The sequence below is a fragment of the Paenibacillus silvestris genome (assembly GCF_009882985.1).
Taxonomy (GTDB): domain Bacteria; phylum Bacillota; class Bacilli; order Paenibacillales; family NBRC-103111; genus Paenibacillus_E; species Paenibacillus_E silvestris.
The window spans coordinates 780,792-805,316 of sequence record NZ_WTUZ01000022.1 but is presented as its reverse complement, the minus strand read 5'-3'; the positions used below and the strand labels follow the sequence as shown (position 1 = coordinate 805,316).

24 protein-coding genes and 1 riboswitch are annotated in these 24,525 nt (G+C 44.5%); of the genes, 4 read left to right on the top strand and 20 right to left on the bottom strand.

Annotated features, from left to right (window positions below):
* Positions 1-128: 128 nt before the first annotated feature.
* Positions 129-1,319, top strand: a complete 1,191-nt coding sequence (locus tag GQF01_RS24035) for an HD domain-containing phosphohydrolase (RefSeq protein WP_202556635.1) — start codon at positions 129-131, stop codon at positions 1,317-1,319.
* A 53-nt stretch (positions 1,320-1,372) separates the two neighbouring features.
* Here the strand turns inward: GQF01_RS24035 and GQF01_RS24030 are convergent, their stop codons facing one another.
* Both GQF01_RS24030 and GQF01_RS24025 read right to left on the bottom strand, forming a co-directional pair.
* A complete protein-coding gene (locus GQF01_RS24030; RefSeq protein WP_161409247.1) occupies positions 1,373-1,996 on the bottom strand; it encodes a fumarylacetoacetate hydrolase family protein in 624 nt (207 codons plus the stop codon).
* Between the two features lie 16 nt (positions 1,997-2,012).
* Positions 2,013-3,263, bottom strand: a complete 1,251-nt coding sequence (locus GQF01_RS24025; RefSeq protein ID WP_161409245.1) for a CapA family protein — start codon at positions 3,261-3,263, stop codon at positions 2,013-2,015.
* 152 nt (positions 3,264-3,415) lie between these two features.
* Between GQF01_RS24025 and GQF01_RS24020 the strand changes: the two genes are divergently transcribed.
* Together GQF01_RS24020 and GQF01_RS24015 are read left to right on the top strand one after the other, a co-directional pair.
* Complete coding sequence (locus GQF01_RS24020; protein ID WP_161409914.1) at positions 3,416-4,189, top strand: metallophosphoesterase family protein; 774 nt, start codon at positions 3,416-3,418, stop codon at positions 4,187-4,189.
* A gap of 82 nt (positions 4,190-4,271) precedes the next feature.
* The gene (locus GQF01_RS24015; RefSeq protein WP_161409242.1) at positions 4,272-4,490 is read left to right on the top strand and encodes a hypothetical protein; all 219 of its coding nucleotides are present in this window, start codon (positions 4,272-4,274) and stop codon (positions 4,488-4,490) included.
* An 83-nt stretch (positions 4,491-4,573) separates the two neighbouring features.
* On the opposite strand, the gene GQF01_RS24010 is transcribed toward GQF01_RS24015, so the two are convergent.
* A complete protein-coding gene (locus tag GQF01_RS24010; RefSeq protein ID WP_161409240.1) occupies positions 4,574-5,209 on the bottom strand; it encodes an O-methyltransferase in 636 nt (211 codons plus the stop codon).
* A gap of 115 nt (positions 5,210-5,324) precedes the next feature.
* Between GQF01_RS24010 and GQF01_RS24005 the strand changes: the two genes are divergently transcribed.
* Positions 5,325-6,464 (top strand): THUMP domain-containing class I SAM-dependent RNA methyltransferase, encoded by a 1,140-nt coding sequence (locus GQF01_RS24005; protein WP_161409238.1) that lies wholly within the window; start codon positions 5,325-5,327, stop codon positions 6,462-6,464.
* A gap of 119 nt (positions 6,465-6,583) precedes the next feature.
* Here GQF01_RS24005 and GQF01_RS24000 read toward each other — a convergent pair whose 3' ends face one another.
* The 17 genes from GQF01_RS24000 to GQF01_RS23915 form a co-directional block, all read right to left on the bottom strand.
* The gene (locus tag GQF01_RS24000; RefSeq protein WP_161409236.1) at positions 6,584-7,090 is read right to left on the bottom strand and encodes an 8-oxo-dGTP diphosphatase; all 507 of its coding nucleotides are present in this window, start codon (positions 7,088-7,090) and stop codon (positions 6,584-6,586) included.
* 360 nt (positions 7,091-7,450) lie between these two features.
* Positions 7,451-8,227, bottom strand: coding sequence for a metallophosphoesterase (locus tag GQF01_RS23995; protein WP_235960194.1), 777 nt, complete (start codon positions 8,225-8,227; stop codon positions 7,451-7,453).
* A gap of 377 nt (positions 8,228-8,604) precedes the next feature.
* Positions 8,605-9,000 carry an SMU1112c/YaeR family gloxylase I-like metalloprotein gene (gene gloA2, locus GQF01_RS23990; RefSeq protein ID WP_161409234.1) on the bottom strand — a complete coding sequence of 132 codons (396 nt, stop codon included), beginning with the start codon at positions 8,998-9,000 and terminating at the stop codon, positions 8,605-8,607.
* Positions 9,001-9,075: 75 nt separating this feature from the next.
* Positions 9,076-9,990 (bottom strand): exopolyphosphatase, encoded by a 915-nt coding sequence (locus tag GQF01_RS23985; RefSeq protein ID WP_161409232.1) that lies wholly within the window; start codon positions 9,988-9,990, stop codon positions 9,076-9,078.
* A 135-nt stretch (positions 9,991-10,125) separates the two neighbouring features.
* Positions 10,126-10,425, bottom strand: coding sequence for a hypothetical protein (locus tag GQF01_RS23980; RefSeq protein WP_161409230.1), 300 nt, complete (start codon positions 10,423-10,425; stop codon positions 10,126-10,128).
* A gap of 105 nt (positions 10,426-10,530) precedes the next feature.
* Positions 10,531-10,624, bottom strand: a riboswitch (cyclic di-GMP riboswitch).
* A gap of 100 nt (positions 10,625-10,724) precedes the next feature.
* The gene (locus tag GQF01_RS23975; RefSeq protein ID WP_161409228.1) at positions 10,725-11,951 is read right to left on the bottom strand and encodes an MDR family MFS transporter; all 1,227 of its coding nucleotides are present in this window, start codon (positions 11,949-11,951) and stop codon (positions 10,725-10,727) included.
* Positions 11,952-12,101: 150 nt separating this feature from the next.
* Positions 12,102-12,812 carry a 4'-phosphopantetheinyl transferase family protein gene (locus tag GQF01_RS23965; RefSeq protein WP_407945419.1) on the bottom strand — a complete coding sequence of 237 codons (711 nt, stop codon included), beginning with the start codon at positions 12,810-12,812 and terminating at the stop codon, positions 12,102-12,104.
* A complete protein-coding gene (locus GQF01_RS23960; protein WP_161409221.1) occupies positions 12,769-13,872 on the bottom strand; it encodes a flavin-containing monooxygenase in 1,104 nt (367 codons plus the stop codon). The genes GQF01_RS23965 and GQF01_RS23960 overlap by 44 nt, the downstream gene beginning before the upstream one ends.
* 14 nt (positions 13,873-13,886) lie before the next feature.
* Positions 13,887-16,337: a type I polyketide synthase gene (locus tag GQF01_RS23955; RefSeq protein WP_161409219.1), complete on the bottom strand. Its 2,451-nt coding sequence runs from the start codon at positions 16,335-16,337 to the stop codon at positions 13,887-13,889.
* Between the two features lie 25 nt (positions 16,338-16,362).
* Positions 16,363-18,123, bottom strand: coding sequence for a fatty acyl-AMP ligase (locus tag GQF01_RS23950; protein WP_161409217.1), 1,761 nt, complete (start codon positions 18,121-18,123; stop codon positions 16,363-16,365).
* Positions 18,124-18,141: 18 nt separating this feature from the next.
* On the bottom strand, positions 18,142-18,444 hold the full coding sequence (locus tag GQF01_RS23945; protein ID WP_161409216.1) for a phosphopantetheine-binding protein: 303 nt from the start codon (positions 18,442-18,444) through the stop codon (positions 18,142-18,144).
* A gap of 22 nt (positions 18,445-18,466) precedes the next feature.
* Positions 18,467-19,642 (bottom strand): cysteine desulfurase family protein, encoded by a 1,176-nt coding sequence (locus GQF01_RS23940; protein ID WP_161409214.1) that lies wholly within the window; start codon positions 19,640-19,642, stop codon positions 18,467-18,469.
* Positions 19,630-19,995: an iron-sulfur cluster assembly scaffold protein gene (locus GQF01_RS23935; RefSeq protein WP_161409211.1), complete on the bottom strand. Its 366-nt coding sequence runs from the start codon at positions 19,993-19,995 to the stop codon at positions 19,630-19,632. The genes GQF01_RS23940 and GQF01_RS23935 overlap by 13 nt, the downstream gene beginning before the upstream one ends.
* A 37-nt stretch (positions 19,996-20,032) precedes the next feature.
* Positions 20,033-21,211, bottom strand: a complete 1,179-nt coding sequence (locus tag GQF01_RS23930) for a LuxE/PaaK family acyltransferase (protein ID WP_161409208.1) — start codon at positions 21,209-21,211, stop codon at positions 20,033-20,035.
* An 11-nt stretch (positions 21,212-21,222) separates the two neighbouring features.
* The gene (locus GQF01_RS23925) at positions 21,223-22,638 is read right to left on the bottom strand and encodes an MFS transporter (protein WP_161409206.1); all 1,416 of its coding nucleotides are present in this window, start codon (positions 22,636-22,638) and stop codon (positions 21,223-21,225) included.
* Between the two features lie 239 nt (positions 22,639-22,877).
* Complete coding sequence (locus GQF01_RS23920) at positions 22,878-23,567, bottom strand: carboxymuconolactone decarboxylase family protein (RefSeq protein WP_161409204.1); 690 nt, start codon at positions 23,565-23,567, stop codon at positions 22,878-22,880.
* 233 nt (positions 23,568-23,800) lie between these two features.
* Positions 23,801-24,229 carry a MarR family winged helix-turn-helix transcriptional regulator gene (locus tag GQF01_RS23915; RefSeq protein ID WP_161409202.1) on the bottom strand — a complete coding sequence of 143 codons (429 nt, stop codon included), beginning with the start codon at positions 24,227-24,229 and terminating at the stop codon, positions 23,801-23,803.
* Between the last annotated feature and the right edge of the window lie 296 nt (positions 24,230-24,525).

Genomic DNA, 24,525 nt, shown 5'->3' with positions numbered 1-24,525 from the left:
GTGCATCATCCTGATGAAATCTAGCTTTTTTCGACAAAATCAATCATTTCACGAGCAATTTTAGCAGGAAGTTAACCTTTTTACGAGAATATTATGGTAAAATAATTTCCGAAAGCTAGGAGGCTGCTATGGATAACGACCAGATCATAATTAGATCCCAGATAAAAAAAGACTTGGATCCGCAAGAAATGCTGCGCGTTATTTTTGATTACGCGGCCAAAATTGCCAATGAACGAGTTCTCGAGAACGTCCTTATGCTGATGGCCGATATGGGCCGGGAGATGATTGTCTCTGATCGCTGTACGGTTTGGCTGCTGGATACGAGCAAAAATGAGCTCTGGTCCAAGGTGGCTCATGGACTCGATGAGATTCGTATTCCAAAATCAGCTGGACTAGTCGGTTATGCGGTCACGCATGATAAAGCTGTATTTATTGATGACGCCTATACGAACGAAGAATATAAAAACTACTTGCTTAATGGCGCGCTGCACACGGACCAGCAAACAGGCTACCGCACGAAAGCTTTGATGGTTATTCCCTTCCGTAATAGCCAAGGTGAAATTATGGGCGCCTACCAAGCTATTAATAAACTGACAGAGTGCCAGCAATTTTCGGATAAAGATATGGAATATTTAACACTTGCTTCCTCTTATGCGGGCAAATCATTAGAATCTGCACTGCTTACCAACGAGATTGAAGCAACCCAGAAAGAAATTATTTTCCGAATGGGTGAAATTGGGGAGAGCCGTTCCAAAGAAACGGGCAACCACGTCAAACGTGTTGCCGAGTATTCCTATATCCTTGCACGAGGATTAGGCATGAGTAAGGAAGAGTCGGACCTCCTCAAAATTGCTTCGCCCATGCACGATATCGGGAAGGTAGCCATTCCTGACAGTGTGCTTAATAAACCAGGCAAATTAACCGATGAAGAGTTCAAAATCATGCAAAATCACACCGTGATCGGCTATAACTTGCTCAAAAACTCCAACCGCCATATTCTCAAAACAGCTGCGATTGTCGCCTATGAGCATCATGAGAAATGGAATGGTCGCGGGTATCCAAGAGGAATCAAAGGGGAAGACATTCATATCTACGGGCGCATTACCGCGATTGCCGACGTTTTCGATGCGCTTGGCAGCGAGCGTGTCTACAAAAAAGCATGGGAATTAGACCGCATCTTACAGCTGCTCACAGAAGAACGAGGCGAACATTTCGACCCTCACCTCATTGATGTGTTTTTTGAACAATTACCAGCGATCCTTCAAGCGCGCGAACACTATGCCGATAGCACATTAGAGGACTCGGCCGATGTACAATAAAAAGGGCAAATCTCTCAGGTCAACGATGACCGTAAGAGACTGCCCTTTTTGTTTTATAATCGTATGGTTACCGCTCCAAATACCTCTTCGCCCCATGCCAATTCCAAGCGATCGCCATTATTTACAGCTCCCACGCCCTCAGGAGTTCCCGTGTAAATGATGTCGCCTACGCCAAGCCCGTAATGCTTAGCTATGTAATCGATGATTGTTTGCAAATCGAAAATCATGTTGCTGATGTTGCCGTTTTGAACGACTTGCCCATTCTGGCGAAGCTGGAAGTTCTCTTCCGTCAGTTTGGAAGCACCTGGGAACGGACGGAATTCCGTGAGTGGTGCTGACTTCAGGAATCCTTTGGCCGGCAGCCAAGGTTGGCCCTTTTTCTTAATAACAGACTGCACATCTCTTAGCGTGAAGTCGATGCCAAGCGCATACTTATCAACAATCTCATCTACTTGAATGCCTTCATGGTAGGGCTTCGCGATATGCAAGACAAATTCAGCTTCATAGTGAATCTCGCCTTGATCGGCTGGAAGGGCGAGCTCCCCGCCACTCATTTCAGCCAAAGCATGCGTCGGTTTCGTAAATATCATCGGTTGATCGGGAACATCATTCCCCAGCTCGGCTGCGTGCGCCCGGTAATTGCGTCCTACACAGTAAATATTGCGAATATCCGTCATGTGTCTTCTCCTCACATTATTTCTTGCTAACATTACCTTCCGCATCGACCTTGGAACCAATTGAAATTTGGCTTAGTCTCTGGAACAGCTTAGCGCCGTCTTCTGAATTCATCGGTGTAGGGAGTGCGAATTTGCTTAAAATAGGAACAAGATGAATATTGCACGATTTGTCTTTCGAGCATTCTGCTTCCAAGATAACCGTTTCCCACGTCTTTGAAACATCATTCGTTGTAAATATGAAATTGCCTAAACTATAAGCGATCCATTTGCCTTTGTACTGTTCAAAGCCTTGCATCACATGTGGATGGCCGCCAACAACCAAATCTGCGCCGGCATCGATATATCGGTGTGCCAAATCCGTCTGATACTTATCCGGATGGTCGCTTCGTTCGACGCCCCAATGGGCAACAACGACGACGAGATCAGCACTGGCTTTCGCTTTTTGGATAGCTTCAACAGGCGGCTTGTAATTATACGTTTCTGCCACGCCGATTCGTCCGGGACCTGCTTTCCAAGAGGCCTCAGGAACAACACGGCTAAAGCCGAAGAAGGCAATCTTAATGCCGTCTTTTTCCATAATGACTGGCTGGTAGGCTTCATTCAGATCATTGCCCGCTCCCATGCGTTTAATACCCTCTTGGTCCAAGGCGTTCATCGTATCCTGCAGACCTTCAGGGCCGTAATCCATGACATGGTTATTGGCTAAATTAACGAGATCAATGCCGGCATCCTTGAGTGGAGGTAAAGCCAGTGGCGAGGACCGATAAACATAATCCTTATTTTGAACAGTACCTCTAGTCGTTATGGGTGTTTCCAAATTAGCGATGGTAAAATCCGGTTTGGTCAAATAGTCTTTAACATTCGTATAAGGGTAATCATAGCCTTTTTGCTTCAAAATATCTTCCACTTTGGAGGCTAGCAGCACATCTCCCACAAAAGTCAGTTTCACTTGCCCGTCGCTGCTCACTGGCTTGTCCGTAACCGCTGGTGATGACGATGGAGCGATTGCGTTTGCTGTGGACGTAGGACTGGGCTTGCTACTACTCGCTGCACTCGTCGGTTGAGACGAATTAACTGCCGAGGGTGGTGAAGCAGCGTCCTGCTCTTCAGCCGTATGATTGTTCGACGTCCAATAGGAAGCACCAATCCCAATGGCGAAACAAGCGACTGCAGCCAGCGTGAGTCCTCCAATTACTTTCAGCGGAGTTTTCTTCTGAGGAGTGCGCACTACCTTCACCTTGCGGTGACGATCTAGTCTGGATTCCATTCAAAACCTTCCCCTTTCCCCCTACAAATTATAGCAGAAGACTCTAGCATTGGGTAATAGTCAAGCACACTCATTTTCAGAATGGGATCCGTATGATATAACTGAAGAATTAAGATTACAGATGAGACAAGCACGGAAAGGAATTTATCATGTTGGACAAAATTGCGATTATTTCAGATATCCATGGAAACCTGCCTGCGCTTGAAGCCGTACTTGCTGACATTAAACTGCGCGGCATTGAGCGAATCTATTGTTTAGGAGACTTGGTCGGCAAAGGACCTGATTCGGCAGCCGTTGTTGACGCTATACAAAGCACCTGTGATGTTGTTATCCAAGGGAACTGGGACTTAGGCATCAATATGCCGCAAGACCAGCCAGCAGGCATCTGGCAGCAGCAGCAGTTAGGTCCTGAGAGGCTTGCTTATCTGGCAGGGCTTCCCTTCTCCGTTGATTTCTACCTTAGCGGCAAAATGTTCCGGTTATTCCACGCTTCCTCGCAAAGCGTCTACCACCGCGTAAAGCGCAAAGCTTCCAAGAAAGAACGTCTGGCACTGTTTCAAAATACAGAAATGACAGGGGAGGCTCCTAACGGAAAGCTGCCTGATATCGTCGGCTACGGGGATATTCACATTCCTTTTTTGATCACCATGAAGAATCCCTCGGAAAAGAGTGCTACTCAAAGCACCGATAGCGGTCTAATGCTCTTTAACGTCGGCAGTGTGGGCATCCCCTATGATGGCCTTCCACAAGCCTGCTACTGCGTTCTGGACGGCACTATGGACAGTCAAGAGCATGCAGGATTCTCCATTCAATATGTACGAGTACCGTATGATATCGACCTTGCAATCAGCAGAGCTCGCGCAGTGAATATGCCAGACACAGAGCGCTATGCACTTGAGATTTCAACAGGACTGGTACATAAATAATAGATTGCACGAAAAATTATTATGGAAATTAATTCCACTACATGATAATATAGGTGCATCATTGAAAGTGAGGATGCCCTCCATGAAGCTGAACTGGCCCAAAATTGCTTTTATCGTATTAAGTGCGGAGATTTTGCTTATTTACTGGAATGGGATGAGCGCTACACCTTTCAAGAAACAGCAAATTGTACACCCTATATCCACACCACAGCCCGCTCAGCCCGTTACCAAGCTAGAGGTGAAGGCACCATGGCAAATGAACGAATTCAAGTTATTTCACATGCACCAGCTAACTTCCTAAGATAAACCTTCACATCTGCCATATGCAAAGGGCTACCAGGAACGTCTCATCAGACATCCTAGGTAGCCCTTGTTATGTACGTCTTATTTCACCCGAGCCAACGCCAAGCCGTCATATGCTGGCAGGATCGTACTTTCCAACCGCGGATCTGTAGCGATGAGCTTATTGAAGCTGCGCATCGCTTGCACGGAAGTTTTGGTTTGGTTCGCATCAACCACTTTGCCCCTCATCAGCGTATTATCGCCCGCAATGATCGCCCCCGGATTCGCCAATTGAATGGCAAGCTCCAAATAGTTTGGATAGTTCACTTTGTCCGCATCGATAAAAAAGAAATCAAATCGCTCCCCTTGCACAAGCAGCTCATTCAGATGCGTCAACGCTTCGCCAATGCGGTACTCGACGAATTCGCCAAGACCTGCGTCAGCCACATTTTGTTTGGCTACATCGGCGAATTCCTGCTTCAACTCAAGCGAGACGAGTTTGCCGCCTGCTTGCAGCCCTCTAGCTAGGCAAATTCCGCTATAGCCGCCTAAAGCTCCTATTTCAAGCACCTTTTTTGAGCCAATCATTCTCACTAGCATCGTGAGCAATCTGCCGTAGCCAGGTGCAATTGATATTTCTGGCATATTATTGGTTCGTATGACTTCCTTTACCCGCTCTAACACGGGATCATCCGCATATAAGCCTTCCATATAGCTTTCAGCTGTAGTGGTTTCCATGTCATTCCTCCTAAGAGTTTGCTGTTTCGTTTGTAAGTATATCTTATTTGTCCTATACTTGTTAATTGTATGAGTTTAATGAACGAAGCACAACCCGGATGGAAGGAATCTAAACATGCCACAATCTATCGAACTAATTGCAACTTGCCCAATGGGACTTGAAGCCATCGTTGCTCGCGAAGTCCGCGACCTCGGTTATACCGAGGTTACCGTTGAGAACGGCCGCGTACGCTTTATGGGAGACGAGCTTGCTATTTGCCGAGCCAATCTATGGTTGCGTACAGCGGACCGGATTCTGGTACAAATGGGCCAGTTTAAAGCTCTGACCTTTGATGAGCTTTTTGAAGGCACCAAAGCGCTCGCTTGGCCCGACTGGATTCCGAACGATGCCGAATTCCCTGTGCAAGGGCGTTCCCATAAGTCACAGCTTTCCAGTGTTCCTGCCTGCCAAGGCATCGTCAAAAAAGCTGTCGTCGAGAAGCTCAAGCTTGAGTACGGCACCGAATGGTTCCCCGAGAACGGGGCGCGTTACGTGATTGAGGTCGCGCTTCTGAACGATATCGCGACACTCACGATCGACACGACAGGCCCAAGCTTGCACAAGCGCGGGTACCGCAAGCTCGTGACTGAAGCACCGCTGAAGGAGACCATGGCAGCGGCTATGATCCTGCTCAGCCGCTGGACCGTCGACCGGCCGCTCTACGACCCGTTCTGCGGGTCGGGAACCATCCCGATCGAGGCCGCCATGATCGGCTGGAATATCGCGCCAGGCTTGCGGCGCAGCTTCCCCAGCGAGGCGTGGGGCAACGTGCCTCGCAAGCTCTGGGACAAGGCACGCGACGAAGCCTTCGACGCGGTCCGCGATAATGTGCCGCTTCACATTATCGGCAGTGACATTGACCCGTCTGCCATCGAAGTGGCAGAAGCCGCCGCGAAGGCGGCTGGGCTAACGAAGCAGTTCCAGCTTCGCGTGGAACCAGTAGCCAAAGCCCGCCCGCGCGGCGACTATGGCTGCTTGATCACCAACCCTCCGTATGGAGAGCGGCTTGGTGAAGCCAAGGATGTCGAGGTCGCGCTGCGCGAGCTCGGTGCTCTTACAGCTCCAATGCCTTCGTGGAGCATGTTCATCCTCAGCCCGAGCACACAGCTCGAGCATTATATGAACCGCCGCGCTGATAAGAAGCGCAAGTTGTTTAACGGACGGATTGAATGTAACCTGTATCAATATCTTGGGCCTTTTCCTCCGCGTAGGTAGGTCTATACTGTTGGAATGATTCATTCAAAAGACAGCGGCAGCTATTCCTCATAGCTGCCGCTGTCTTTATTTAAACTAACGTTTTTATCTTAACGTATACCCGAAACATGAAAATGCTGTTATCTGATGAAGCCGGCTTCTTCGAATTTACCCTCTGCATAATATTTCTCAGTTTTCCCTGTTGTTATATTATTGTCTTTATCCCAAATTGAACTTATTTCAAAGGTCCCCTGTTTAAAGAATAATGGAAATCTGCTCTTAAACCAGTCTTGCATTGGCAATTCTATTGCCTTCTCCCTTTCAATCCAAAGTAATTCTCCTTCAGGTGGGTTCTGTAATAACTCACCTTCAAAAGAAGTAGCTAAATAATTAAATACCATTGATCTGAGTCCGGTTTTTGGTTCACAGTATTCCGCTAATCCTTTATAAATAATGTTATTAATAATTAGACCTGTTTCTTCTCTTACTTCACGTATTGCTCCATCTACTATGCTTTCTGGATAATCAACTTTGCCTCCAGGAGCAATGTAACCTGGAAAACCTAATTTATTAGGTCGATTTATTAAAAGAACTTTATCATCTTTCAAAATCATGCACATTGTAAAAAGTTCATGGTTCAGATTCATTTCAAATCTCCTTTTAGCTGTTTTGTCCTTTAGCAACCGTTTTTTTTGATCTTTACTTAGGTATGGATGTTCCGTTAACCCTTGCTGCTATGTAGAAAAAGACCGTGGAATCCTGCTTCAGCTAACGAACAGAGGAGCCTCTATACGGCGAAACAATGCCGATTCAGAATTCTAACGGACACCAGCGCAGCTATTCGTCCATTTCGATGGAGTTTGCCCGCGAAATAGGCGAATAAAGGCTCTGGTGTCCGTTAGGCGCGAAACGAAGCGCATAGCAGGGCAATAACGGCGCAGGTGTCCGTTAGCACTATTTCACCGCAAGCGTGTTGCCCGATGGTAGGTAACCCGTCCGGACTCTTCTTATAAATAATGCATGGTTACTTCACTTCTAACAAGAAATCTTGCATTGATCCCTGTTTGCCCAATACCTTTAGAAATGTAGTAAGTCCCATTCTGATGTTTATGTAATCCTTTATAAATCCCCATTCTAGGCATTTTACCAGCGTTTTTGATATGAAAGAAATATGGAATATTGAATTGTTTACCGTGGAGATGTCCAGCCATTAAATAATCAAATTTTTTATTCAAATGTAGAACGACGTTAGGATCGTGAGTAATGATTAGTTTAGTTCTACGATCATCAACTGCTCGGAATGCCGCTTTAATATCACTCTTACCTGAATTGAAATCATCAATTCCAATCAATTCAAACCGTTCTAAATGTAGCGACTGGTTTCTTAGTAAATGAATTCCATATTTACTTAGAAGCTTAACAATATCTTTTACATTTTTCTGCTGATAATCATGATTGCCAAGAACACAATAAATGGGCACGTTGCAAATAGTCATCGCTCTTAGGTACTCTTCTAGACTAGGAAGCATTTTTCGGTATTTGGTAAAATCACCAGTAATCCATATATAATCCGGTTTTTCATCATTAATAATCGTGGTTATTCTTGTTGGACTAATTCTTAATCTTTCAACATGCATATCACTAATTTGTAGAATTTTCACATTTAGATGAAGTGGATATTTGATCCGCTCAATTTTGAGCCATTGTGTTGGTAAGATGAAGATTATATAGCAAATAAAGAAGGCTATGACTACGTATAAGCAGTATAATAGAATGTCTTCCAAGTGTATCCTCCTCAGCTCAGCAAGAATGAACATGATCTAGTCTTGTCATTATACTGTATCCATTGTTCTACTGTTCGAAATTCATAAAAATGGGTACCGTTATGGTTTATATATTAGAGGAAGCCGCAATTTATTATAGATTTAAAATATGAATACAAGATGAGTATAATATTTCAATTTAGTGACGTCCACTACGATATCCAATAAAAAAATCCCTAATCGCTACTCCGACTTGTGGTCAGTTAAGCGTTTGAGGGATTTATTTTTTCATCAAAAGCCAAATCACTATGGCCCAGAGTGGAATAGACAGCACGACACTCCATAAGCACCCTATAGCGAATCCTAATTTTGCTCGTTGTTCCTTTTGTGACAACTCATCATTCAGCATGTTCCACCAACTCTAACGGGAGTCCATCTGGGTCTGCAAAAAACGTATACCGATCGCCTGTTAGGGGATCAATTCGTACCGGTTCGATCGTAATTCCCTTGCTCTCTAGTTCTTTCACGCTTTCGTCCATATCCCCAACTACAAAAGCTAAGTGTCGAAGCCCACGCGCCTCTGGCTTATTCACTCTTACTGGTGGATTAGGAAACGAAAACAACTCGATCTGCTGATCCGTTTGTCCTATGCGCAAATCCAGCTTATAGGAATCGCGCTCTGCCCGGTACGTCTCATTTACGATCGTCATTCCAAGTAAATCAACATAGAAATGCTTCGACCGTTCGTAATTCGAGCTAATAATAGCCACATGATGAATGCGATCGATGTTCACTAACACGCCCCCTCACTCCGTAAATAAACCGCATTCCGGGACAAACTCCCCATCCTGCGGCTTGTTTATTATATTTTATCCGTCAATTCGCATAGTTTCAACAATTTTCTTCAAAATTTTCTCTGCTTGTGCATATTCTACCTGACACGTACCTGCTGCCTGGTGACCACCTCCGCCATTTTGGAGCATCAAAGTCCCGATATTCGTTTGGGACGTGCGATTCACGATGCTGTGCCCGCATGCAAAAACACAATTTTGTTTATTGCGTCCGTCTACGATCCAAATGGATACATTCTGTTCTGGATAAAGCGCATAAACCATGAATCGGTTGCCGGGATAGATCGTCTCAGCATCTCGAAGATCCGTAATGATCACGTTTCCTTCCGTATGCGTATGCTTTTCAAGCATTTCACGATACAGTGCATCGAGTTCATAATACCGCTCCACACGTTCCTTGACGTCTGGAAGTTCCATAATTTGATCAACGGTCATCACGGCGCAATGATCCACAAGTTCTTCCATCAGCTGATAGTTGCTAATTCGATAGTCCCGGTATCGTCCTAGACCCGTCCGGGCATCCATGATGAACGACAATAGATCCCAACCGCTTGGGTTCAAAATATCTTCTTTACTGAATTGTGCCGCATCTGCTTTATCTACGCCCTGCATAATATCGTCAATATCACCGAAGGTTTCTTGCCCCCCGTAGTAATCGTATACGACGCGTGCTGCACTAGGCGCAATGCGGGTTTCCCCTTTGAAGGCTACCTTTTCACCCATCCGCTCAAGTTCGCTGGAGTGATGATCAAACCATAATCCGCAACCTGCAACATAAGGCACATTCGCCAAAATATCGTTCTCGGTAACCTCGATCAAACCATCCTGCATATCTTTGGGATGAACGAATTTCATTTCATCGACCATGTTTAGCTTTTTGAAAAGCATTGCGCATACTAAACCGTCAAAATCCGAACGCGTAATTAATCTCATAGCGCAAATCCCCCTAAACCGAATAGTACTTAAGAACTATGTATGACTATGTGTACCATTATATCAGCACCTGTCGATTTGTGACAATCATTTTGTCGTAAGAGCATATCGGATATAAAAAAAAGAACAGTTCGCCTAGATGGGCTGAACCGTTCTCAATTTGGAAGTTAGAATTTGATAAAGTCTAGTCATAAATGCTTCAATTTGAGGCATTGGAGGCATTTTCACGGAAAGCTTAACTTCACCTTTCCAGTAGAAAATCAGAATGCTGTTGCTTCTCCCCTGAAACATTTCAACATCCCAACATGCTTCATTAAGCGCGTATTCTTCTAAATTAATCAATAGCTTTGGTCCATCCGAGGATGGCACCAAACGGGCAACATGATTGCCGCAAAGTGATGTTACTTTTTGCTCTTCATGTAATTCAGACTGCATGCTGCTTGGTCCTCCTTTTTATCCATAGTTTATGAAAGTTATGACAGAGAAAAACCCCACCATAGTGTACCGATCGGAGGGGGCTCTAAGTTGAATTCCCAATCGTTCGGCAGCTGGCTGGCAACGAGTCCGTTTTCAGAACAAGGTAGCCCCTGTAGCTTTGCGTCACTGACTTTCGTCAGTTTTGCCATTGTCGAGATGTGTTGTGAGTTCTTTTACAAGAAATAACTACACTCTCAAGAATAAGGGAAGTTGTTTTGAATTCGTATAGTTCGAAAGAACTAATTTTGCAATATCTATCAAAAAATTTCTTTTTTCGACCTATTTCTCAAGAGTAATTGTAAATTTTTGGCGCCTTTCCAGTAAAAGAGTGATCCCGCCAGTGTCACAAAGGCGATGACTACATAAAGCGTGGTGCCCCCGTACGCAACGAGCAGAAATCCGCCCACCCAAGGTCCCATAAAGTGACCTACGTTTGTTAATGTTTGTGCACCAAAATAAGTACCTCGCATATGCTCGGGTGCTAGCTTATCAATCAGCATGTTTGCCGCAGGGTAATTCAAAATCTCTCCTAGCGTAAAAATCGCCATGGAAATAATCATTGGAACTAAGGAATGCGAGAACGCAAAACCGATATCCCCTAGCGCAAACATCAGATTCCCAAAAATAATCGCTACGAGTGCCGAGTACTTATTAGAAATCCGTGTAAGCGGTATCTGCATCGCAATGACCACGATAGCATTAACACTCATTAGAACAGCAAACATTCTCACACCTTCAGTGAAATTCTGTTCCAAATACTGCGATAGTGTCACCATAACTTGCGAGTAACCGATAGCCCCAATAATTCCGCCAAGAATATAATAGCGAAATGTGACATCACGTTGAATGACCCGCAAAGCGGCGACAAACGTAACCGGTTGCTTCTTATCCCCTTCAATTTGCTTAATGCCAAAGACGATAAGGAGAACATAAAGTGTAACGGCATAGAGAAAATAAACGATTCCAGTCAGTAGAAACGGCAGTGACCCGTCCATCGTTGCAAAAAATGCGCCTAATAAAGGTCCCACAGCAACACCGACATTGATCGCCATGTATCTCATTGAAAACACACTGAGTCGCTTCGCCGGCTCGGTCAAGTCCGCCATCAAGGCTTGCGAGACTGGTTCGTAGAAGGAGCGGCACAAGCCGTTAAGCATGTTGAGCATCATGAACAAAACAGGCAGTTTCACGATACTGAAGCCTACAAACACAACAGCCCATCCAAATAGAGCAGCCAGCATAATAATACGTCTACCGAATCGATCCGATAAGTTACCGCCGATAAAGCCTCCGACGGTTCCTGCTAAAGCTCCCATGCCAATCACGACCCCGATCATTACCGCGCTCATCGATGTATGTTTAGCTAAGTAAATCGCCAGAAAAGGCAGACTCATGGAAGACGCCGCCCTGGCCATGACCGTTCCTAGAATTAACGTATGTACAATTGGATGATATGAACCCAGAAAACCACGTAATCGATTCATCTGTCAGAACTCCTCTCGCTGTTAATTTACCAAAGGTTAAGAAAATGAGATCAAGAAACCATTATACACGAAAAGCAGCGGTTCGTGTCCTTATTTATATGTTTTTGTCGAATAAAAAACTGGCTCCCCGCAGTGAACGGGAAGCCAGAGTTACACACTTTTTGCGGCACCAAGTGCCCATATCTTTAAATTGTCAAAAGGAAGAAGGGTCAACTCATTCGGGAAGTTATACGCCTCGCTGCAAACCGCCATATGATACGGCTTATCGCAGCTCATCGTTTCTAACACATAGGTCTTGCAGAAATAGCATTTGTTCTCATACAAGGTTACGGCTTCACTTGCAGTAAACTTATCAAACGATGCCTCCGCAAATGAATAACCTAGTCCAACGCCTATCAGTTTGGAGAAGCTTTCTTTCATTACCCAGCGTTCACAAAGATAAGCCTCATGATCTTGAATAGTGCGATATTCCCTCCGTTCCGAAGGAGATAGTATACATTCTTCCAACTTCGAGAAACGCGGATTTTGTTTCTCAACATCAATCCCTACCTCACAAGAAGCAAGGACAATCGCGACCCACTCCCCGGAATGAGAGACATTAAAAGCAATGTCTGGCCAGTCGCTTAGAGATGGCTTTCCTAGTTGGCTGTATATGACGCTAGGTGTTCTTTTTTCAATCCTACACAGCTCGTGACGCAGCACAAATTGCAGTAAAATATCCCCTATGATCATTCTTTTTTGTTGATCTTTTTGCAGACATTTGTTAATCTTTGACCTTCTTGTTTCATTAAGCTGAGCATCAAATAACTGCCAAATGTCAGCTCCCGTGCGATGGCAAATCCTCGTGGCTATAATCTTCATTTGCATAGTGATCCCCAAATTGTTTAATCATTTGACAGATGAATTTGGCATCCCGATGTACCCAACCTATTAAGGCTGACCCTCGGGAAGACTGCCAAGGCAGACCAACAAAATACAACCCGGGAATTAGCGTAACTCCCGTCTCATGAATCACGGTTTGCGTGTGATTGAAAATCTCAGGAATTTGAAGCCAAGGGTAGTTGGACCGAAACCCGGTAGCCCATATAATTGTTCCTGCTTCAAGAGATGAGCCATCGGCAAAAACAATCTGTTTCTCGCTCGCATCTGTCGCTCTTGCTAATACCTTGATTCTTCCACAGCTGATTGCATGCTTTAACTCAAAACCATAAAGTGGATCTTTCTTTTTAATAAATCTTCGCCCCACCCATGACTCTGGTTTTTTTCGCAAAAGCCCGACCTTTTCATACCACCAAAAAAGACTTCTACCGAGAAAGCGATAGGGTAAATACTGAATGTCATGTCCCACGGACAAATAAACCTGCCTCGTCTGAGAAATCTCAAGGGCAATCTGTGCACCAGAATTTCCTCCGCCGATTACGAGCACTTCTCCCGTCTGTGGCAGCATTTCAGGATTAAGATAGTCGGCGGTATGTACTTGAAACACGTCTGAACTTAATGAGTATGTAATCGGAGGAATAAATGGGGTTTGGAAGGGACCTGTTGCCACAACAACTTGGTTGGCTAACCATGAACCTTTATTGGTCGTTACGAGGAATTTCCCCAGTTGATAGGTAAGTTGTATTACCTCTGAGTCTAGCTGAATGGGAATGGCAAACTTCTCTTGATATTTCTTTAGGTAAGCTGCCATCTCATCCTTCGTTGGGTAACCCCATGGATCTCCCTCCAGTGCCAAACCCGGCAAGCCGCTGTACATACGAGGGGTAAACAACGTTAACGAGTCATATCTGTTGCTCCATGAATATCCGATTTCATGGCTTTGATCCAATACGATATACTCCCGCTGCTCAGAGCTTAAATAATAACCTGTCGATAGACCTGCTTGCCCTCCGCCAATCACGACAATATCTATTTTTTTCAATGCTACTCCCCCAATTAACAAAAACAAGTCATGCCGCTCGACTCTGCCTCATTCTTTCCTATTGGCTTCCAACACGAATGATGATTCCACGGGTATCCCGGAAGCATATGAGATCGTTTCTTTTGTACGGAACATTCAGGCATATAAAGACCTTTTATTACTAATTGACTCTGTAATTGTAGCTTCCCAAGCTCATCGCTGCCATTGCAAATAATCATGGATTCATCTTTGCGCGGGAACCAGACAGGCGCAGTTGATAAGCATAAAACAACTTCTCCAGCAGCAATTTCCGTGTCAGCTTTCACTGAACGATTATAATCCGCGTGGACTAACCGCCGGATAGCTTCCGGTAATGGCAATTGCCCTTCTACGACCATGGCTGTTAAAGTGCCAATTCCCTCACCCCAGCAACTAATCGGCCTTATTCCCCAACTTCGTAACATCTCCGCATGCGCAAATTGTTTCGCGAAAGTTCGCCATTCGCCATGATCTTGCCATGAATCCGGTGCCAAATGACGATACAGCTGGCTCACGACAAAATATGATTGCTGAAAGATCGCATCGCAAGTCAGTACTTCCTTCATTTCATCTCCACTTCTCGTGTCATGCTCCGGAAAGTAGTACACCACGCCTGATGAATTAGGTAATACATGACCATAGCTCTTACATAGGAGATTGCTGTTAAAGGAGCTCACACACTCTTGCAATGCTTCCAGCAAAGTATCTTTGGATGTTGCTGCAATGGCAAGTCTATGTTCGTGATGCTTCCTGCCCCTAAGCAAGGTTGAGCAAATCGAGGGCAGATCAGGCAGATTCGTGAGCTTCAACCAATCCACATATTTTTGAGCCAATACCGCTAAACCATCTTTTCGCGCAGCAGACAGCATAAATAGAAATGGTGAACAGTCCGATTGCGGTGGCAATTGATGAATATGCCTGCCAAACACAACGTGCGCATTGGTCCCGCCAAACCCGAACGAACTAACCCCAGCGTATACCTCGTTCCCAGATCGTAGTTCTACACTTTGCGTAGGTACTACAAAAGGAAAACTCTCATGTGGAATCTCAGGATTCCAATTCTGAAAATGCAAGCTTGGCGGAATGACCCCGTGCTTCATAATCAGTGCAGTCTTAATGAGACCAGCAATTCCTGCCGCAGACTCTAAGTGTCCAATATTGCTTTTCACGGAACCCAGATAGATAGTTTCGGCAGCATCCTTGTCTTGAGAAAGTACCTTTCCAAGTGCTTTTACTTCAATAGGATCGCCCAGATAAGTACCTGTTCCATGTGCTTCGATATAGCCAATTTGATGAGACTGAATACCAGCTTTGTCATAGGCCGACTCGAGCAGTTTCTCCTGTGAGGATTGATTTGGCGCTGTCATTCCGTTACTGCGGCCGTCCTGATTGACGGCACTACCCGGAATGACAGCGTAAACCTCATCGCCATCCCCAAGCGCTTTGGATAACGGCTTAAGCACAACAATTCCGCAGCCTTCTCCTCGAACATATCCATCAGCCCGAGCATCGAAGGTTTTGCAACGATCATCTGCTGCCAGCATACCAGCCTTGCTTAAACTTGATGTAATTTCGCTCGAAAGGATGACATTCACACCGCCGGCAATGGCCTGTACGCTCTCCCCTGACCAAATGCTGCTGCAAGCTTGATGTACAGCGACCAATGATGAGGAACACGCCGTATCAATTGCCATACTTGGTCCTTGAAGGCCCAAAAAGTAAGATAATCTATTTGCCGCTATACAGAAGGCACCGCCAACGACCGAATGAATATGCAAGTCATCAGAGGACTCCAGTTCCCTCCTTCCATAGTCACTATTGGAGATTCCAATAAACACACCGCTATTCGTGTTAGCCCACGATTCGGGGGAAATTCCAGCATCCATGAGCGCTTCCCACACAACCTCCAACAGCAGTCGTTGCTGCGGGTCCATTCGAATCGCTTCCCTGTATGATACGTTAAAGAAAGGGTAATCGAAACCATCGATCTGATCGAGATAGCCACCTTGCCTTTCCACTTTCAATTCGCCTAACTGCTCGCGATGAGGTGGGGATTGCTTGACTGCATCGCCTCCCTGGAGCAGAAGTTCCCAAAACTGCCCGCTTCCAGATACACTCGGAAAGCGGCAGCCAATGCCTACAATAGCGATGGGATCGCGTCGATCCAACATTTCTCGTGAAGCGGCAGGCTCCTGATTGAGCTTCTGCGTTTCTGCGCTTCCCCCCAAATAATGACATAACTCGTAAAGGTTCGGGTAGTCCCAAAAAACCGTCGGAGAAACAGGCATATTCAGCGCTGCCCCTAGTTCACCTGATAGCAGCATCGTTTTTGATGAATCAAGTCCATAAGAGCTGAATGGCTCATGAATATCAATTTCCTCCGACTTTCGGTCAACCATGAGCGCAATTTCACTTCTTAACCAATGCATCACTTCATTTGGCTTCATGAATTTATTCCTCCGAATCAGCTAGTCAACTTCGTTGAAGTTCGCCTGTTTCATACCATTTTTTCGTCAAGCTGCGCTGAATTTTGCCGCTGGAGGTTTTCGGAATTGTCCCTGTACGAATCAAAATAAGATCGTTCAGGTGAATATCACACTGCTCCAATAAGATTCTTCGGGCTGCCGTTAACACTTCGTTCTGTAATTGTAAGCTTCTATCACTAACCTTCTCTTCCACCTTGCTGCGACTCCTGTATTCGCGATTGAGTTCTGCAACAACGACGATTTCTTCGCTACCATCGGCACATTGTCGTTGAAAAGCAGCAAGGTACTCTTTACGCACGGCTGGATGACTATTTTGCACGGAGAACTCGATATCTTGCGGATACAGATTTCGCCCATTCACAATCAATACATCTTTGATTCTACCTGTTATATAAAGTTCATTGTCTTGGATAAAGCCTAAATCCCCAGTACGTAGGAAGCTTTCACCTGGGAAATGAGCCAACTCGCCTTGGAAAGACAGCTGCGTTGCCCCCTCATTCTCCCAATAGCCTTGTGCAACGCTGGACCCGCTTACCCAAATTTCTCCAACCATGCCTTCGTTGCACAGCTGGCCATCTTTATGGCTAACGATAACTGTACGTTGTTCGGGAACTACTATCCCGCATGCAACAACCGCTCGAACATTCTCCGAATCTTCGGCAGCAGGAACAGCTTGATCCATCTCAAGAAGATCGGCATCCAACCATAATGTTGTATACGTTTGTTCTCTCTTATACCCAGAAACGTATAAGGTGCCCTCGGCTAACCCATAAGATGGCGCTAAGCTGTTAGCCTGAAACCCGTATGGGACAAAGACGCGAATAAATTTTTCCAATGTTTCTTTTCTAACTGGCTCCGCGCCATTGAATGCTAGTGCCCAACTACTAAGGTCGATATCTCCGTCTATCTCCGGATTAAATTTCTCTACACATAGCTCGTAGGCAAAATTAGGAGCTCCGCTGTACGTTGCACGATATTTAGTGATTGCCCGTAACCACCGTATTGGTTTTTGCATGAAACTAACCGGAGACATATACGTGAGTTCGCAGCCCAAATATAAAGACATAAGCAATTGACCAATTAAGCCCATATCATGGTAAGCAGGCAGCCAATTCACAATACGAGTCGTCTCTGAAAGTTGAAAATACTTCGCGATTAATGACATGTTATGCATTAGATTCTTATGGCTGACCATGACCCCTTTGGGATCTGCAGTCGAACCGGATGTATATTGCAAGAAGGCAATATCATCGGCCTTACAAGGCATACAGAAGAAACTGCCAGTTGAGACTAGATGTTCCGTAGCCATAAATTCCAAATTTGGCAGCACGGAATCTTTATCGGCACTTGATAATACGTCTACAATTAATTTATCCGTCGATAACGCGATTTCGGTGCTCGAGTTGCGAATAATGGCATCAAGTCTCGGTGTTGGACGTCTCATATGAGGAGGGTACGCTGGAATTGGAATCACTCCGGCATACAAACATCCCATAAATCCAGCTATAAACTCCAGACCAGGTGGATAAAGCAGCAATGCCGTCTTATGTCGCTTACTGCGCCTATGAATAGCTGAAGCAATCGTCATTGCTCGTTTGTTCAACTCAGCCGCCGTTTTTCTCGTTTCTTGATTCTCTCCGTCAACCAAATATGTGTACATCTTAAGATCAGGTGTGACTAATGCCCGATACTGCAGCAGGTCCACAAGATTCGAATGAATGGTTGCTTTCATTATGCTGATTTCCATATATTCCCTACACCCTTATTATGAAATGGAAGATGCCATACGCTCGTAAACATAAGAAGTCAGTGCATCAACAGAATGAAAATGATGCCGCAACTGATGAAGTTTCGTACGATCAATTTGAACTCCGAATTGTTGTTCAATGCCACCGGCAATATAGAATGCTTCAACGGATTCCAAACACAGCCCCTCGCCAAACAAAGGCGCATGATCTACAATATCATCCGGTGAAACCCCTTTTAACTCTAAGTTTTCAATAATAATCTTTTGCTTAATCAGCTTCGCTATTTCTGCTTTATCATAATGCTTTGGTTTATTTTCCATAGGATCCACCTCTCCATTTCGTCTACTTGCTTGGCATACACTGAAAGAAATGAGCTAATGAACGCTCCATGCTTTGTAAGAAATAATGGATATCCGATTTACTTGTAAATAAGCCCATGCTTATCCGGACTGACGAGCGAATCTCATCCTCGTCACGCCCCATTTCTTGCAAAACATAGGAGAGCTTCTTCTCATGGTTTGAACTGCAAGCCGAGCCAACAGAAACAGCAATTCCGAAACATTGGTCTAAATAGGCGGCTAGCGCCTCTCCTCGGATCCCTGGAATTGCAAAGTTAAGGGTATTGGCCAACGTACATACTGAATCCAAAGTTCCATTAATCCTTAGATTCGGAGCAAGCACACTCAGCTGGTCAACTAAAAGTTGTTTGTAGGATGTCATTCTTCCATACAAGTTTTCCATCTCTACTTGAGCCACGCGGCATGCTTCTGCTGCACCAAGCAATGAAACTACGTTCTCCGTACCACTTCTCAGTCCTTGCTCTTGCCCGCCTCCATGGATGAGCGGTTCCAGCAAATACGCTTTATTCACGTATACCCCGCCGACACCCTTAGGACCATACAACTTATGAATGGAGAAAGATAACGCGTCGACTCCCAATTCTTGCACATGAATTGGAATTTTCCCTACAGCCTGAACAGCATCCGTGTGAAAGAATATTCCTCTTGATCTGGCAACTGCAGCTATCTCCTGAATGGGTTGAATCATTCCCGTTTCATTGTTGGCAAGCATGATACTTATCATTTTGGTGTCTGGTCGAATCGCGTTCATCACCATCTCAGAGGAAATAGATCCATTCTCATCCACAGGGACGAATGTAACCTCCCCGCCCGCAAAGCGGCACCAGTGCCGCAGCGTTTCTCGAATAGACGGATGCTCAATGACAGATGAGATTACATGAAAATGCGCTCCAGTCCACCGGCTTAGATAACCTTTAATAATCCAATTGTTACTTTCACTTCCACCTGAGGTGATATACAGCTCACTTGGCTCGCATTTCAATAATCCGGCAATCTGCTCGCGTGCTAGATGTTGTGCGACTTTGGCATCCTTACCAATACGATGAACACTTGAAGGGTTGCCGAAAGTTTCTAAAGCTTCCGTCATAACCTCTCGTACAAGCGGATGGATTGGCGTCGTGGAATTATAATCAAAATAACGGCCTATCACGGTTTCCACACTTGACCTTCTTGAAAAGAATTGAATAATTCATTTAAGATATCGAGGCAATGCTTCTGGTTAGGCTCAAGCTCGCCGAGCATTTCTTCACGGCATGCAAGCGTGATGTCAATTAATTCATCCACCGCTTTACCCTGTACACATTCGCTAAAAATACTTGCTGTTGCAATCGACGTTGCACATCCATATGCCTTATATTTAATTTCTTTTATTCTACTTTCATGAAAATTCACACAAACATGTATCGTATCCCCGCATATCGGGTTACCGATTCGGAACTCCAAATCAGGATGGACAATTTCACCAATGTTTCTAGGATTCATAAAATGATCAGAAATAATTGCATTATACATGTTCTACTACTCTCCTTTGATTAGGTTGAGTATCCCTCTATCCAATTGGGCATTGTGTAATTTTTGCATCTCGATCTGACATAAATTTCTCCAAATTAATCGCACAGCAGCCTACTTCGGCCCCTTTGATACGGTACATATAGTTCACGACTTGTCCCTTCCTGCCACAAGGACAAGGATTACTGTCCGCATACACAAGGTCATCAGTCATAATAAAGCCCGGATACGATAACGAAGTAGGATCATACACGACCAAGCGTCCTGGCTCACCATGCGCTACCTCTTGTTCTAACTTATCCAGATTGCGAATGGAAAAATGAACCCAAGGAGGAACGTGCTTAGCATGATGCTCACATTCGATAGCCATGAAATTCGTTTCGACTAAGCCGAACATATCACGCACTTGCCCCTGACGGACGCCAAAGACTTGCGCAATTTGTTCATAAAACTCAAGCCGGTTAATCTCCCTTCCCGTAAAACTTCTCCAGCCTCCTAGTGTAATAACTTGTGATTGCTTGTCGAGTTGAATATCAATTCGATGTTCCTCGATATAAGCAGCTAACCTTTCGACCAGAAAGGGCGGTCCGATAATATGACGGGTATGCACATGCTGCCAGTCTCTCAATTGTTGAATAACGGCCTCTGGATCAAACGCATGCCCGCTAATAAAAAATCGGTTTGAATCCAACAATCCCGAGAACATATTAATCAGCTTTACGAGTCCCATCTCTGGCATTTCCTCCGCGGATGGCGCTAAATAAATGGCCGCTCCGCCAAAAAATCCAAACATCTCGCGAAACATGGAAAAAATACTGAGCACACTGCGAGTTAATGTCTGCTCATCCCGCCGGGAAATACTCGGTATTCCACTAGTCCCTGTGCTTCTCAACTCATGTTCTACTTCGTAAATCGGTTTCGTTAACAACAAATGAGCATTAACATCCTTAAATTTTCCAATACCGATCGTTGGTATCAACGTTACATCCTCGATACTTTGTAAATTCGTCAATGTCACTCCTTTCTCTTCACAAATTTTGTTATAAAGGGCATTATGCGTATAGTGATATTGGAAACTATGTTTAATCAGCTCTAGTTTCATCTCGTTTTGGGACTCATCTGGCAATTGATAGATGGACTTGATTGACGCTATAACGCTGCCAACAGGGTCCATGCCCATTTTGACCGATTTTTCAAAAAACTCACCATACGTAGACATGTTTAGCCCCCTTAGTTTTGGGTTACCCCCTCTTTCTTCCTGTTCAAAAGCACTAATGAAAACATAAAACCAATTGCTAGAATAGCACCGCTAAGGTAGGCATGTTGAAACCCCTCTGTTCGAAATGTATTCACAGCGCTCGCAGATGCAGCAGCGCTTCCCAAAGTAACTGAAACGAACAAAGCAATTCCAAGCGCCCCTCCAAGATTACGAAACATAGCAAAGGTGCCTGAAGCTATATTCAGTTGATCTTCTGAGATAGACATCGTGCTTAGCGTGAGACTCGCTATAGCTAAAATACCTATCCCAATTCCTGCTAAAGCTAAGCAACCAACAAACAAACCTAATGAAGATTGTAAATGAAGTGTTCCAAGGAGGATAAAACTGATAATGGTAATGCCATATCCGATTGTTAGTGGAATTCGACTACCGATTTTGTCGATCAACTTACCAATGAATGGTGCAATAAGCAGTAAGCTGACAGATAATGGCGTCATCAGAATAGATGCTTTAAGTGTGCTGAAATGCAAAATGCGAGTTAAAAATAGCGGGGAGATCATCATCGTTCCCATTAACAGGAGACCGCCTAATGTATTCGAAAGGAGACCAGCCAAGTACTGACGGTTTTTGAAAATAGTGAGATCTAATAAAGGTTTTGCACGTTTTGTTTGAGTCCATAAGAATCCACTGAGCGTGAGTAACGCGATCAAGATTTGCCACCAGACCGCCTCGCTTAACCAACCAGATTCCGTCACCTGCAAGAATCCATTAATAAAGCAGAATAAACCCAAACTAAGCAACAAAGTGCCCCACCAATCAAGCTTACCGGGTTGCAATTGGTCCTGATGAGACTTTAACGCGACTCTCTGTAGAAAAAGTGCGAGAAGGATGACAGGAACATTCATGTAGAAAACCCAATGCCAACTGAACGCTTCCGTTATTAAACCACCTAGACTTGGCCCGATGGCAATGGCTAATGCGCCAACCGCGCTCCAAATCCCCATAGCTGCGCCAACTTTTTCTTTTGGAACGATAGATCGAACAAGACTCATACTTGCGGGAATGGCCATAGCTCCACTGATTCCTTGCAGGGTTCTGGCTGCGATAAGAAAAGCAGCATTTGGAGACAAAGCGCACAAAACTGAGCTGAGCATGAACAACATCAATCCTAGTGTAAACATCCGCTTTTTCCCGTAGAGATCAGCCAGCTTTCCCATAAATATGAGTAAAATGGCTACAGTCATCGTGTAGGCATTCATCACCCAGGCGGCCGTTTTTAATGAAATGGCAAATTGTTCGATCATCGTTGGCAGTGCAATATTGACAATCGTACTGTCGAGAAAGATGACAAACAACCCAAGACTAATTACCATTACCTGATACATTCCGGATGCTGTGGAGGGAGCACCTTTTAATTCAAGTTGCATCTGTCACTCACCTTCCCATCTTGATGTAAGCCATCCAACCATCCTTGCCATGCAAGATTTAGACCCAAAGATGGTTGAATTGCTGGCCAAAAACTGCTCTTACTTCATTTCGATCGTTTACGCATCTTACTTATTACGATAAATGCGCAGCAACAGACTAGCAAACATCCAACAACAACCATCGTTAACGTGGACATTGTACGCCTCCTTCCCTCGTGAAGCATGATTTAACTTCGTTACTAATTCTGGGCTACTGCGTCCGATTGATAATCAAAGGCATTGAGCGCGTTAATTCCATGAGTCAAGACGTAGCCTGCATTCGCAACACCGCCGACTAGCAGTCCTTCCATGAGTTCCTCCGCTGTGCCGCCCAACTCTTTGAATTTTCTAGTGTGGTTGTCAATACTATAAGCACAGCCATTCACATGTGCGATGACGACTGCAATCAGCCCTTTCGTTTTGGCATCAATAGCACCATCCGCCATGGCCGTGGACTGGAATTGCTCGAAAGCAGCGAATGTCTCTGGACGCGTTTCCTTCACCTGCGGCAGTTTACTTGCGTTGCTCGCTGCATATAGCTCATTGGTAACAAGATCCTGCATGGTATTCCATGCATTCACACTATGGAATAAAACCGTTTCTGCATTCACAGCCCCTGCAACAAGAATAGCCTCCACTACCTCTTCAATAGAACCTTCCAACTTTTTGAATTTACCCGTGTGAACATCAATACAGTAAGGACATCCTGTAACATGCGTAACAGCAACGGCAATTAATTCTTTCGTCCTCGAAGTAATAGCCTTCTCAGCAAAAGCTTCACCCATAAATTGAAAAAATGCTTTGGAACCTTGTGGTGCAATCTCCTGCAGCTCAGCAACCCTTCTTAAATTACTGCGTTCATACAATGAATTAGAATTTTTAAGATTCATTCCCATATTCCTCCATTTCTATGATTTAAACATTATGATATCTAACTTATTTTGGACTGTCAACAAATATATATTTAAACTTTATTTGTTAAATTTTCATCTATATCTACACCATTAGCATGAAATAAGCTATAATTAAAGCTATTATAAAATCAATCCGAATTACAATTAATTAGATATCTAACTATATATTCAAAAAAAAGACTGCACGTAACCTTAACCTGTCAGTCTGCTTACATTTGAAAATTACTGTCAACTCGCTTCATCCAATGCAGCATCAAGGCGATCTCCTGGTCGGAAAAACCTTGGCGAATCATCCTTTCTCCCTCTTCGACAATAGCTAAACAAGCATCTTGGATCGATGAGCCTTTCTCCGTCAAAAAAATACGATTGATTCGAGTATCCAACTTGTCATGTACACGATAGATCATCCCTCTATCTTCTAATCCACGAAGAAGAAAGGTCATGGAAGCCGGTTGAATGCCTAAAATGTGCACCATATCTTTTTGGGTCCGTCCTTCTTCTTCCCATAGAATCATAAGGACACCGAGCTGAGAGTTCGTGACACCCTGCTCCTCTAGCCTTTGATCCAAATAATTGCAGGCATTGCGATAATTCTTCTTCAACCAGAATCCGATAGATCCATGTAGTGTAGCGTTCATGTTGGTTCTCCCTTTACAAGTTGCTTAGCGTTATATTGCCATTATATACGATCACCTCACTGATGAACATATTGTAAGCAAGTATACTTAATACTGGCCTTTGGACATTTTCCTCTTCGCATTCCAATATGAAATCCAACCAGCCGCATAACAGATGAGACAGCCGAAAAACCTGGGCTTCAGTAGTGATTTACGAGGATTAATCGGGCATGATGTCATTCTGCAACCTCCTTCCTCACCATTTAATTAGATATCTAAATATATAGTAGGTTATCAAGAAGCTCATGTCAATAATT